Source organism: Pseudomonas sp. Pseusp97 (assembly GCF_047304025.1).
Taxonomy (GTDB): domain Bacteria; phylum Pseudomonadota; class Gammaproteobacteria; order Pseudomonadales; family Pseudomonadaceae; genus Pseudomonas.
Genome location: NZ_JBGLYK010000178.1, coordinates 1 through 12,240, shown reverse-complemented (window position 1 = coordinate 12,240; position 12,240 = coordinate 1). Strand labels below are relative to the sequence as shown.

At 66.3% G+C, this 12,240-nt stretch carries 9 protein-coding genes and 1 pseudogene; 2 read left to right on the top strand and 8 right to left on the bottom strand.

Annotated features, from left to right (window positions below; genetic code table 11):
• The 8 genes and pseudogenes from ACCC94_RS22610 to glnE all read right to left on the bottom strand — a co-directional run.
• Positions 1–152: pseudogene (locus ACCC94_RS22610) on the bottom strand (serine/threonine protein kinase); the annotation flags it as partial.
• Positions 149–904, bottom strand: coding sequence for a lipopolysaccharide kinase InaA family protein (locus ACCC94_RS22605; RefSeq protein WP_413351821.1), 756 nt, complete (start codon positions 902–904; stop codon positions 149–151). The pseudogene ACCC94_RS22610 and the gene ACCC94_RS22605, both read right to left, overlap by 4 nt.
• Complete coding sequence (locus ACCC94_RS22600; protein WP_413351820.1) at positions 901–1,635, bottom strand: lipopolysaccharide kinase InaA family protein; 735 nt, start codon at positions 1,633–1,635, stop codon at positions 901–903. Before ACCC94_RS22600 ends, ACCC94_RS22605 begins: the two co-directional genes overlap by 4 nt.
• On the bottom strand, positions 1,635–2,441 hold the full coding sequence (gene rfaP / locus ACCC94_RS22595) for a lipopolysaccharide core heptose(I) kinase RfaP (protein WP_413351819.1): 807 nt from the start codon (positions 2,439–2,441) through the stop codon (positions 1,635–1,637). Before rfaP ends, ACCC94_RS22600 begins: the two co-directional genes overlap by 1 nt.
• Before the next feature lie 100 nt (positions 2,442–2,541).
• A complete protein-coding gene (locus ACCC94_RS22590; RefSeq protein WP_413351818.1) occupies positions 2,542–3,663 on the bottom strand; it encodes a glycosyltransferase family 4 protein in 1,122 nt (373 codons plus the stop codon).
• Complete coding sequence (gene waaC, locus ACCC94_RS22585; protein WP_413351817.1) at positions 3,660–4,733, bottom strand: lipopolysaccharide heptosyltransferase I; 1,074 nt, start codon at positions 4,731–4,733, stop codon at positions 3,660–3,662. Before waaC ends, ACCC94_RS22590 begins: the two co-directional genes overlap by 4 nt.
• Positions 4,730–5,773, bottom strand: a complete 1,044-nt coding sequence (waaF, locus tag ACCC94_RS22580; protein WP_413351816.1) for a lipopolysaccharide heptosyltransferase II — start codon at positions 5,771–5,773, stop codon at positions 4,730–4,732. The genes waaC and waaF overlap by 4 nt, the downstream gene beginning before the upstream one ends.
• 287 nt (positions 5,774–6,060) lie before the next feature.
• The gene (gene glnE / locus ACCC94_RS22575) at positions 6,061–9,006 is read right to left on the bottom strand and encodes a bifunctional [glutamate--ammonia ligase]-adenylyl-L-tyrosine phosphorylase/[glutamate--ammonia-ligase] adenylyltransferase (protein WP_413351815.1); all 2,946 of its coding nucleotides are present in this window, start codon (positions 9,004–9,006) and stop codon (positions 6,061–6,063) included.
• A 244-nt stretch (positions 9,007–9,250) separates the two neighbouring features.
• Here glnE and aceE point away from each other — a divergent pair, with 244 nt between their 5' ends.
• Both aceE and ACCC94_RS22565 read left to right on the top strand, forming a co-directional pair.
• Positions 9,251–11,899, top strand: coding sequence for a pyruvate dehydrogenase (acetyl-transferring), homodimeric type (aceE, locus tag ACCC94_RS22570; RefSeq protein WP_413351814.1), 2,649 nt, complete (start codon positions 9,251–9,253; stop codon positions 11,897–11,899).
• Between the two features lie 11 nt (positions 11,900–11,910).
• A partial coding sequence (locus tag ACCC94_RS22565) for a biotin/lipoyl-containing protein (RefSeq protein WP_413351813.1) occupies positions 11,911–12,240 on the top strand: 330 nt, incomplete at its 3' end.

The window sequence follows — 12,240 nt, the reverse complement described above, 5'->3', positions numbered from 1 at the left end:
CGCCAATTGGCCGCACCGACGTAGCGCTGGCCGGGCAATACGCGCAGCAGGCTGTCCAGGCGCAGTTCGGCCGGGCCGGCGCCGTCTTCCAGCTCGATGCGCAGGGGCAGCGCCGGAGTGCGGCCGGCATCGCGCAGGGCGGACAGCCTCATGCGCGGTTTTCCTTCTTCTTGCGGCGCGCGCCCAGGCGGCGATACCAGTCATCCACCTCGGGCCCGGTGGACGAGGTGCCCAGGTAGGCCGCCAGCAGGTTGCGCACGTCGGTCTCGTTCCAGTCCGGCGCGCGGCGCAGCAGCGGCTCGAGGTCGCGCACGCGGTCGCGCTGGCCGAACCACAACGGGCGGGTCTTCTCCAGGTCGATCAGGGTCGCCTCGAAGGCGTCGTCGGTTTCGCGCAGGAAGATGTGCTTGGGATAGAAGCAGCCGTGCATCTGGCCGGCCTCGTGCAGGCGCCGGGCAAGCATGCCGCAGGCGCGCAGGATCGCCTGGCGGCGCTCGGCGGGCAGGTTCGACCAGCCCTGCAAAAGGCTGTCCAGGTCGCGCCAGCCGTCCAGCGCGCGGGTCATCAGGATCGCCCGGCGCTCGCCGCCGACCTGCCGCGCACCGAAGAAGGCCGCCTGCATGGAGGGGATACCGAGCTGGTGGTAGCGCTGGATATTGCGGAACTCGCGGCTGAAGGTCGGCTCGCCGAACGGGCGCTTCAGGCTGCGGGTCAGGTGGTTGCTCTGGCGCTTGAGGTAGTAGGCGGTGCCGTCCAGCTCCAGGCGGTAGACGCTGCTGTAGCCACCGCGCTCGGTGTTGGGCTCGTCGACGGCCACCAGCTCCAGGGCCCACAAGGCATCGAAATCAGCCAGGGCATGGCTTTCCAGCAGGGCCTGGTCGCCCTCGGCAATGAAGTCCTTCACTCGCGTCCCTCGAAGAAATGAACGATGTGGCGGATGCGCTTCTTGTCCGAAGCATTCAGGCGCTCACGCCGGCGGTACAGCAGGTAGAAACGCAGGCGCTGCGTGGCTGACAGCTGGCGCTTGGCGACCTTGTCGAGCGTCGCCAGGTCCTTGGTGATGCGGTAGCGCAGCATGAAGCCGATCCAGAAGTCGCCGATCGGACAGTCGATGAAATACACCGTGCCCTCGCCATCGACGAGGACGTTGCGCCACTTCAGGTCGTTGTGGGTGAAGTGGTGGTCATGCATGGTCCGCGTGTAGCGCGCCAGCTGCTGCATGACGTGCTCGACCCAGGCGCGATCCTTCAGGCGCGGATCCTTCTGCTTGGCCAGCGCCTGCAGGTCCTCGGTGCCGACCAGTTCGCGGGTGATGATCGCGCCACGGGAGAAGCCGCCGTGCTCGCGCTCCAGGCCGTACGCCACCACCTTGGCAGTAGGAATGCCCCATTTGGCGAACTGCTTGAGGTTCTGCCACTCGGCCTTCACCCGCGGGCGCGGCAGGAAGCGGCGAAAGCCCTTGCCCGGCTTGCGGTAGCGCTTGACGTAATAACGCACGCCGTCGCGCTCGATGCGCACGACGTCGGACATCGCATCCTTGGTGATGCGTTCGCCTGCAAGGGCGAACACCGCATCCAGGCTGCCGAAATCGGCGGCGAGATGCTGGTAGTCGGCTTCGAGTACCCAGCCGGCCATCAGAGCAGGTCTCCGTATCGTTGTTTGCGGTCGTAGAGCTTGGCCGCCTTGCGCTCCATCCATGCCAGCAGCGCGGCTTCCTCACGGAGGATGTCACGCAGCGGACGCAGGAAGTAACCACGCAGGAAGCGCAATTTGTCACGGCGCGTAAGGCCGATGTCCAGCGCGGAGAAGTACAGCGCCGCCAGGTCCTTGTCGCGCCAGCGCCGCGGAGTGGCGGCGCGGGTCTGGGCGCGGTGCAGGTCGATCACCGACAGGCGCAGGTCATCGGCGCTGATCGGGCGGTCGGTGTGCAGCAGGAAGTGGCAGATGTAGCAGTCGCGGTGGTTGACCCCGGCGCGGTGCATGGTGCCGACCATCTTCGCCACCTCGGCGATCAGTGCGCGCTTCAGGCGTGGCTCGGGCGGCGCCTGCAGCCAGTCCAGCGAAAGGACTTCCAGGTCGGTGGTCGGCGCCAGCTCCTCGGTGATGATGAAGGAGTGCTGCGCGGCCGGATTGCCGCCGCGCTCGCCGTAGGCCACCGCAGTCATGGTCGCCACGCCGGCCTGGTGCAGTCGCTCCAGGGCGCGCTGCTCCTGGCCGGCGCCGAGCACCGGAAGCTTGGCGCTGAACAGGTTCTTGACGATCTCGCCCCAGCCGATACCGCGGTGGATCTTCACGAAGTAACCACGCCCCTCGACTTCGGTGCGCAGCGTGCGGCGGCCTTCCAGTTCGCGGTAGACCTTGCCCTGCAGGCGCTCGACTTCGACGAACGGGTCCTTGCCGGCCCACAGGCTTTTAAAAGGTTCTCTCAGATCGAGCTTCACTGCGCGCCCTCACCTGTAGGAGCGAGCTTGCTCGCGAACGGGATGGCACGGTGCAGCCGGCTGTTCGCGAGCAAGCTCGCTCCTACCAGAGCAAAAGCGTTCATGCGCGCTCCCGCAGGATCAGGTCGGCGGCGTGCTGCGGCATGCTGTACAGATCGGCGCTGTCGGCGAAGGACAGGCCATTGCGCCCCCACTCCGCCCTCGCCGCGTCATCTTCCAGCATCTGCTGGAGATCAGCATTCAGGCGCTCCTGCTCGAAGGGCGACGGCACCACGCGACCGGCTTTCGCCTCGTCGATGTAATGCGCATAGCCGCAGACGTCGGTGACCAGCACCGGCAGGCCCGCGACCAGCGCCTCGAGGAGCACGGTGCCGGTGTTCTCGTTGTACGCCGGATGGATCAGCAGGTCGGCACCGAGCAGGAAACGCGGGATGTCGCTGCGCCCCTTGAGAATCTGCACGTTGTCCGACAGGCCCAGCGCCTTCACCTGCAACAGGAAGGGCTTGGGATCGTCCTGGCCGATGGCGATCAGGCGGGTGCGCTTGCGCAGGCTGCGCGGCAGCGCGGCCAGCGCCTTGAGGCTGCGGTCCAGGCCCTTGGTCTTGAAGCCGGAGCCGATCTGCACCAGCAGCAGGTCATCGTCGGCCAGCTTGAATTCGCGACGGAATTCGGCGCGAATCTCGCTGGCATTGGCCGGCGCGCGGCGATCCTGGGCTATGCCCGGCGGCAGCAGGTGGAAACGCGCCTCGGGGGTGCGGTAATGCTTGATGAACAGCGGCTGCTGGACTTCGGAGATCATCAGGATCTCGGTCTTCGACTCCGGCGCGAATACCGCGCGCTCGTAGTCGGCGAAGTGCTTGTAGCGGCCCCAGCGGCGGTAGAAGGAGTTGCGCAGGGTCTGCGCCTTGTCCTCGAAGCAGCCGTCGGCGGCGTAATAGACATCCAGGCCGGGCATCTTGTTGAAGCCGATCACCCGGTCCACCGGCGAGCGCGCGAGGTCCGCGGCCAGCCAGGCGCTGAATTTCTCGTTGCGGCGATGGTTGAACAGCGACTTCACCGGCGCCACGCGCACGTCGAAGCCGGGCGGCACTTCGCCTTCCCAGATCGGCGTGTAGACGCGGATGGAGTGGCCGCGCTGCTGGCATTCCAGGGCGATGCGCATGAAGTCGCGCTGCAACCCGCCGAACGGGAAGTACTTGTAAAGGACGAAAGCCAGGGTCATCGAAGCGTCTCCGGGGCCAGCAGCAGTGCCTCCAGCTGGGTCGCCACGCGCTGGGGATTCAGGCGCGTGAAGCACAGAGGCTGTTCATGCCGCAGGTCGAACTGGCGCTTGTCTTCGGCCGTCGGCTGGTAGGTGCAGGTCTTCTGCAGGCAGGGCGCACACGAGGGCCAGTCGCTGGCCAGGTGCACCTGCGAGCGCCCGTAGGCACCGGTCAGACCGGGGTTGGTCGGGCCGAACAGAGACAGCGTCGGCACGTCCAGGGCGGCGGCCAGGTGGCCAAGCCCGGTGTCGACCGCCACGCAGGCGGAAGCGCCGGCCAGCACCTTGGCCATGCCTGCGAGGCTTAACTTGGGGAGCACCGAGGCGTTTTCCAAGCCTTCGGCGAGCCGCTCGGCACGCTGCCGCTCGGCATCGTTGCCCCACGGCAGGCGGACATGCCAGCCGCGCTCGCCCATGCGCTGGGCCAGTTCGCGCCAGTACACCTCGGGCCAGTGCTTGGTCACCCAGGTGGTGCCGTGCAGGAACACCAGGTAGGGCTCGGTCTCCACCGCATCCAGCAGACGATTGCGGTCCAGGCCGTAATCGCCGGTGCCGGCGGGCAGCGGGTAGTCCAGCGCCTGGGCGAACAACTGGCGCACGCGCTCGACGGCGTGCTGGCCCCAGGCAACCGGGTAAGTCCGGTTATAGAAACGGCTGGCGGCCGGCTCGCGGGCCGACTCCTTGTCCAGCCCGGCGACGGGGGTGCGACGGCGTACATAGCGGGTCAGCCAGGCGCTCTTGAGCAGACCCTGGGCGTCGATCACCAGGTCGTAGTCGACCTCTTTCAGGCGGCGCTTGAAGCGGCTCCACTCGCCGCTCCTGAGCGTCTGCCAGAGGTTCTTGCGCCAGCGGCGGATCGCCACCGGGATCACCTGGGCCACGGCCGGATGCCAGGCGGGAATCTCGGCGAAACCTTCCTCCACCACCCAGTCGAACTGGATGCCGGGAATGGCGCGGGCGGCGTCGGTCAATGCCGGCAGGGTGTGGATGACATCGCCCAGGGACGAGGTCTTGATCAGCAGGACCCTCATTCGGCGCTTTCCACATCCACCGGGTCGGCGACCAGTCGGTCCAGCGCTTCGAGTACCGGACGCGGCTTGAGCTCGCGCAGGCAGTTGTAGTGACCGAAACGGCACACGCGGTCGAAGCAGGGACTGCATTCCAGGCCCAGGCGGACGATTTCCACCGCATCGGCCAGCGGCGGCGTGAACTGCGGCGAGGTGGAGCCGTAGACCGCCACCAGCGGGCGGTTCAGCGCGGCAGCCACGTGCATCAGGCCGGAATCGTTGGTGACCACGGCACTGGCGCAGGACATCAGGTCGATCGCTTCGGCCAGCGCGGTCTCGCCGGCGAGATTGACCGATTCCTCGCGCAGGCCGGGAATCAGGCGCATGCGGATGTCTTCGCCGCCGGGATGGTCGTTCTTCGAGCCGAAGATCCACACCTGCCAGCCGGCGCGGATCTTCACCTCGGCGACCTTGGCGTAGTACTCGGCCGGCCAGCGCTTGGCCTCGCCGAACTCGGCGCCGGGGCACAGCGCCAGCACCGGGCGGTCCAGGCTCAGGCCGAACTTGGCCAGCGCGGCCTCGCGGGTCTGCGGGTCGATGGACAGGCGCGGCTGTGGATAAGGCTGCGGCAGCTCGGCGCCCGGCTCATAAGCCAGGGCCATGAAGCGCTCGATCATCAGCGGGTAGCGTTCTTTATCCAGCGCGCGAATGTCGTTGAGCAGGCCGTAGCGCATCTCGCCCTTCCAGCCGGTGCGCCTGGGGATGCCGGCGAAATACGGCACCAGCGCCGACTTGAGCGAATTGGGCAGGAGGATCGCCTGGTCGTACTGGCCCTTGAGCGACTTGCCGATGCGCCGGCGCGAGGCGATGTCCAGCACGCCGTGGCCGAGCGGGAAGCTCAGGGCCTGGCGCACCTCGGGCATGCGCTCGAGGATCGGCCGGCTCCAGTCGGGCGCCAGCACGTCGATCACGCAGTCCGGATGCCGCTGCTTCAGACACTGGAAGAGTGTCTGCGCCATCACCATGTCGCCCACCCAGGAGGGGCCTACGATCAGAATTCTCATGCCTTTTCCGAAAAACGACCGGGGAGGCTCTCGCCTCCCCGTATTCCATTCATCCAGCCGTGCGGCAGGTGCCGTCACGAGTGGGTGCCGAGCATCGAATGCCGGCAGTCTAGCCCAGCGAGCCTTGCGGCCGGGCGGATTTCGTCACTCCCTGTGACCTGGCGCAATGGCATCACGCGCCCGATTCCTGACATCTATACAGCCCACGCAAACAACCGACAGCGCGACCCGCTCCGGCGATCATCATCCCGCCGGATGCTGTCTACTTCATGGGAAATCGCAGCGAATCAGGTCAGCTCGAAGGCCTTCCACATCTGCATCACCATGCGCCTTTCTGCATGGAAGTGATCGCCGCTCACCACGCCCGGCTGCTTCTGCAGGGACAATCGGTGCGCCGCCGCCCGGTAGGCCTTGTAGGCGTCCTGCAGCTTCAGGACATCCTCGCCGGACATCAATCCGACCCGCTCCAGCGCTTCCAGGATGCGGATATTGTCGGTGAATTCCACCAGCTCCGGGTGTTGCCACGACCAGGCCAGGGCCGCGTATTGCACCATAAATTCGATATCGACGATACCACCGGCATCCTGCTTGAGATCGAACGGGGCCGCGGCCTCGAAGGCATTCGGCGCGGTACCGGCGGCGGTGCTCGGGGTACCGAGGTTGTCGCGCATCTTCGCGCGCATCTCGCTGACTTCCCTGCGCAGCTCGGCCAGGTCGCGCTGCTGGCCCAGCACTTTCGTGCGGATCGCCTCGAACGCCACGGCAACCCGCTTGCAGCCGGCAAGGACGCGGGCACGCACCAGCGCCTGGTGCTCCCAGGTCCAGGCCTCGCCCAGCTGGTAGGCCTCGAAGGCGCGCAGCGAGCTGACCAACAGGCCGGAAGCGCCGCTCGGGCGCAGACGCATGTCCACCTCGTAGAGCATGCCCGAGGGCGTCTGCGCGGTGAGGAAGTGGATGATCTTCTGCCCCAGGCGCGTATAGAACTGCGCGCCATCGATGGGCTTGGCGCCGTCGGTCTCGCTCTGCGGATCACCGTCGTGGATGAACACCAGGTCCAGGTCCGAGCCATGGCCCAGCTCCAGGCCGCCGGACTTGCCGTAGCCGATGATGATGAAGTCCGGATCGCAGGGCGTGCCGTCCACCCGGGTCGGCCGGCCGTGGCGCTGCACCAGCTGATCCCAGGTTAGGCTCAGCACCTGTTCGAGGATCGCTTCGGCCAGCCAGGTCAGGTAGTCGCTGACCTTCATCAGCGGCAGGGTACCGGCGATTTCCGAGGCCACCACGCGCAGGGCGTGCGCCAGCTTGAAGTGGCGCAGGGTTTCCATCTGCTGTTCCAGATCATCCTCGGGAATCCGCATCAGCCGCTCGCGCAGCTCGGCGCCCAGTTCCGCAGCCTGCGGCGGACGGAACAGCCGCCCTTCATTCAATAGCTCGTCGAGCAGGATGGGGAAGCGGGCAATCTGCTCGGCCACCATCGGGCTGGCCGCGCAGAGCGTCAGCAGGCGCTCCAGCGCGCTGGGGTTCTCGGTGAGCAGCACGAGATAGGCCGAGCGCCGCGCCACCGCCTCGATCAGCGGCAGCACTCGCTCCAGCAGCACATCCGCCGGGCCGCGCTCGGCGATCATGTTAAGCAGGCGCGGCATGAAGGCATCCAGCCGCTCGCGCCCCAGGCGCTGCATGGCGCGAACCTGCGCGCCGTGGCGCAGATCGGTCAGGCGCTTCCAGGCCGCGGCCGGCTCGACGAATCCGGCATCGGCGAACTGCCGGCAGGCGGACTCTTCATCCACTGCCTCTTCCCACAGCGGAATCCACTCGCCGCCGATGGTGGTATCCACCTGGCCTTCCTCATCCTCGTCCGGGTCGGCGATGACCTGGCGGAAGTGCCAGTCGATGCGCTCACGCCACTGATTGGTGGCCTGGTGGAAAGCCGACCAGTTGGCGAAGCCCATGATGAAGGCGACGCGAATACGCTCGAACTCGTCCTCCGGCAGCATCTGCGTCTGGCGGTCGGCGATGGCCTGCAGGGCGTGCTCGGCGTAGCGCAGAAACTCGTAGCCCTCGCGCAGCTCGGCGACCACCTGCGGCGGCAGGTAGCCCTGCCCTTCGAGGATCGCCAGCACGCGCAACAGCGGTCGCTGCTGCAGGCTGAGGTCTCGGCCGCCATGGATCAGCTGGAAGGCCTGGGCGATGAACTCCACCTCGCGGATGCCGCCGGCGCCCAGCTTGATGTTCTCGCTCATGCCCTTGCGCCGGACCTCCTGCTGGATCAGCTGCTTCATGGTGCGCAGCGCTTCGATGGCGGAGAAGTCCAGGTAGCGGCGGTAGACGAACGGACGCAGCAGCTCCAGCAGACGCTGGCCGGCCTCCTGGTCGCCGCCGACCACGCGCGCCTTGATCATCGCGTAGCGTTCCCAGTCGCGGCCCTGGTCCTGGTAGTACTGCTCCAGCGCGGCGAAGCTGTGCACCAGCGGGCCGCTGGAGCCGTAGGGGCGCAGGCGCATGTCGACACGGAAGGCGAAGCCCTCGACGGTGATCGCGTCCAGCGACTTGATCAGCTTCTGCCCCAGGCGGGTGAAGAACTCCTGGTTATCCAGCGCGCGCTTGGCGCCCTGGGTCTCGCCGCCCTCGGGATAGCCGAAGATCAGGTCGATGTCGGAGGACAGGTTCAGCTCGCCTGCGCCCAGCTTGCCCATGCCCAGCACGATCATCCTCTGCGGCAGCCCCGAGCGGTTGCCGATGGGCACGCCGAACTGTTGGCAATGGCGCTGGTAGAGCCAGGCCAGGGACTGGTCGATGCTGGCGTCGGCGAGGTCCGACAGGTCGCGGCAGGTGCCGGCCAGGTCGCTGCGGCGGGTCAGGTCGCGCCAGATGATGCGCACCTGCTGACGCCGGCGGAAGCGGCGCAGGCGGCGGCCCAGTTCGTCCTCATCGGCACAGTCAGACAGCAGCGCTTCCAGCTGCGCGCCCATCTCGCCGGGCTGCAGCGCACGCTCCAGTTCGCCGGTCGCGGCCAGCGCCAATAGAAAGGCAGGATCGCGCTGGACCTGTTCGGCGACGAAATCGCTGCCGGCGGTGACGCGGGCGAAATCGGCATGCCGCTCGTCGGACCAGCCGTCGAAACTGGCGATCTGCTCGGGGGAAAACGCGGCAATGGCGGTGCGGAAATTCTGCTCAGCGCGCTCAGCAAGAGGCTTGAGAGTAGCCGGCAAAGCGGCCAGGGACGGCAGGCTCATGGTCTATCCTGAGTGGTCGGCGAGGCGCCGGCATTCCTGTCTTTTCGCGCCCCTGTAGTTTTACTACTAACTTTTTCTGGCGGAGGGATGTATCCGCTGGCGATTTGTAGTAAAACTACAACCCGCCGGGCGTACCCCCGGAGCACTTCCAAGAATTCGCCGCGCCGCCCACGAGGTTGGCGCAGCTATCGGCAACGATCTACTGGCTTCCGATTCTGGAAGCCTTTCCGCCCTGGAGCAAGCCATGCAAGACCTCGATCCCGTCGAAACCCAGGAATGGCTGGACGCCCTGGAATCGGTCCTGGACCGTGAAGGTGAAGACCGCGCCCATTACCTGATGACCCGCATGGGCGAGCTGGCCAGCCGGTCCGGCACCCAACTGCCCTACGCCATCACCACGCCCTACCGCAACAGCATCCCGGTCACCCACGAAGCCCGCATGCCCGGCGACCTGTTCATGGAACGCCGCATCCGCTCCCTGGTGCGCTGGAACGCCCTGGCGATGGTGATGAAGGCCAACAAGAACGACCCGGATCTGGGTGGCCACATCTCCTCCTTCGCCTCCTCGGCGACCCTGTACGACGTTGGCTTCAACTACTTCTTCCAGGCCCCGACCGACGAACACGGCGGCGACCTGGTGTTCTTCCAGGGCCACGCCTCCCCCGGCGTCTACGCCCGCGCCTTCCTCGAAGGCCGCATCAGCGAAGACCAGCTGAACAACTTCCGCCAGGAAGTGGACGGCAACGGCCTGTCTTCCTACCCGCACCCCTGGCTGATGCCGGACTTCTGGCAGTTCCCGACCGTATCCATGGGTCTGGGCCCGATCCAGGCGATCTACCAGGCGCGCTTCATGAAGTACCTGGAAAGCCGCGGCTTCATCCCCGCCGGCAAGCAGAAGGTCTGGTGCTTCATGGGCGACGGCGAGTGCGACGAGCCCGAATCCCTGGGCGCGATCTCCCTGGCCGGCCGCGAGAAGCTGGACAACCTGATCTTCGTCATCAACTGCAACCTGCAGCGCCTCGACGGCCCGGTGCGCGGCAACGGCAAGATCATCCAGGAACTCGAAGGCGTGTTCCGTGGCGCCGAGTGGAACGTCAACAAGGTGGTCTGGGGTCGCTTCTGGGACCCGCTGTTCGCCAAGGACACCGCCGGCCTGCTGCAGCAGCGCATGGACGAGGTCATCGACGGCGAGTACCAGAACTACAAGGCCAAGGACGGCGCCTACGTGCGCGAGCACTTCTTCGGTGCACGTCCGGAGCTGCTGGAGATGGTCAAGGACCTCTCCGACGAAGAGATCTGGAAGCTCAACCGTGGCGGCCACGACCCCTACAAGGTCTATGCGGCCTACCACCAGGCGGTCAACCACAAGGGCCAGCCGACCGTCATCCTGGCCAAGACCATCAAGGGCTATGGCACAGGTTCTGGCGAAGCGAAGAACATCGCGCACAACGTCAAGAAGGTCGACGTCGAGTCCCTGAAGTCGTTCCGCGACAAGTTCGACATCCCGATCAAGGATGCCGACCTGGAAAACCTGCCGTTCTACCGACCCGAGGAAGGCAGCGCCGAAGCCAAGTACTTGGCTTCCCGCCGTGCCGCGCTGGGCGGCGTGATGCCGGTTCGCCGCGAGAAGAGCTTCAAGGTCCCGGTTCCGCCGCTGGATACCCTCAAGGCCATGCTCGACGGCTCGGGCGACCGCGAAATCTCCACCACCATGGCCTTCGTGCGGATCATCTCGCAGCTGGTCAAGGACAAGGAACTCGGCCCGCGCATCGTCCCCATCGTGCCGGACGAAGCCCGTACCTTCGGTATGGAAGGCATGTTCCGCCAGCTGGGTATCTACTCCTCCGTCGGCCAGCTGTACGAGCCGGTGGATAAGGACCAGGTGATGTTCTACCGCGAGGACAAGAAAGGTCAGATCCTCGAGGAAGGCATCAACGAAGCCGGCGCCATGTCCAGCTGGATCGCCGCGGGTACCTCGTACTCCACGCACAACCAGCCGATGCTGCCGTTCTACATCTTCTATTCGATGTTCGGCTTCCAGCGTATCGGCGACCTGGCCTGGGCCGCTGGCGACAGCCGCGCGCACGGCTTCCTGATCGGCGGCACCGCCGGCCGTACCACCCTGAACGGTGAAGGCCTGCAGCACGAAGACGGTCACAGCCACCTGCTGGCGGCGACCATCCCGAACTGCCGCACCTACGATCCGACCTATGCCTACGAGCTGGCGGTGATCATCCGCGAAGGCTCGCGCCAGATGATCGAAGAGCAGCAGGACATCTTCTATTACATCACCGTGATGAACGAGAACTACGTCCAGCCGGCCATGCCCAAGGGCGCCGAGGAAGGCATCATCAAGGGCATGTACCTGCTCGACGAGGACAAGAAGGACGCCGCGCATCACGTGCAGCTGCTGGGTTCGGGCACCATCCTGCGCGAAGTCGAAGCTGCCGCGAAGATCCTGCGCGAAGACTTCGGCATTGGCGCCGACGTCTGGTCCGTTCCGAGCTTCAACGAACTGCGCCGCGACGGCCTCGCCGTGGAGCGCTGGAACCGCCTGCACCCGGGCCAGAAGCCGAAGCAGAGCTACGTCGAAGAGTGCCTCTCCGGCCGCAAGGGCCCGGTCATCGCCTCCACCGACTACATGAAGCTCTACGCCGAGCAGATCCGCCAGTGGGTCCCGAGCAAGGAATTCAAGGTCCTGGGCACCGACGGCTTCGGCCGCAGCGACAGCCGCCGCAAGCTGCGCGACTTCTTCGAAGTCGACCGCCACTGGGTCGTGCTGGCCGCACTGGAAGCCCTGGCCGATCGTGGTGATATCGAACCTAAAGTGGTGGCCGAAGCCATCGCCAAGTTCGGCATCAACCCCGAAAAACGTAACCCGCTGGACTGCTGAGGAGAGGCACGATGAGCGAACTGATTCGTGTACCCGACATCGGCAATGGTCAGGGTGAAGTCATCGAACTGCTGGTGAAGGTCGGCGACACCGTCGAGGCCGACCAGAGCCTGCTGACCCTGGAATCCGACAAGGCCAGCATGGAAATCCCCTCGCCCAAGGCCGGCGTGGTGAAGAGCCTGAAGGTCAAGGTGGGCGACACCCTGAAGGAAGGCGACGAAATCCTCGAGCTGGAAGTCGAGGGTGGTTCGGCTACCGCCGAAGCGCCCAAGGCCGAAGCTCCGGCGCAGGCCGCCGAGGCTCCGAAGGCTGAGGCTCCGGCCGCTGCCCCGGCGCCGGCC

Coding starts and splice junctions, on each gene's coding strand:
- ACCC94_RS22600 (WP_413351820.1), bottom strand. CDS start 1,635: ATGGCCGGCTGGGTACTCGAAGCCGACTACCAGCATCTCGCCGCCGAT.
- waaF (WP_413351816.1), bottom strand. CDS start 5,773: ATGAGAATTCTGATCGTAGGCCCCTCCTGGGTGGGCGACATGGTGATG.
- aceE (WP_413351814.1), top strand. CDS start 9,251: ATGCAAGACCTCGATCCCGTCGAAACCCAGGAATGGCTGGACGCCCTG.
- ACCC94_RS22590 (WP_413351818.1), bottom strand. CDS start 3,663: ATGACCCTGGCTTTCGTCCTTTACAAGTACTTCCCGTTCGGCGGGTTG.
- waaC (WP_413351817.1), bottom strand. CDS start 4,733: ATGAGGGTCCTGCTGATCAAGACCTCGTCCCTGGGCGATGTCATCCAC.
- glnE (WP_413351815.1), bottom strand. CDS start 9,006: ATGAGCCTGCCGTCCCTGGCCGCTTTGCCGGCTACTCTCAAGCCTCTT.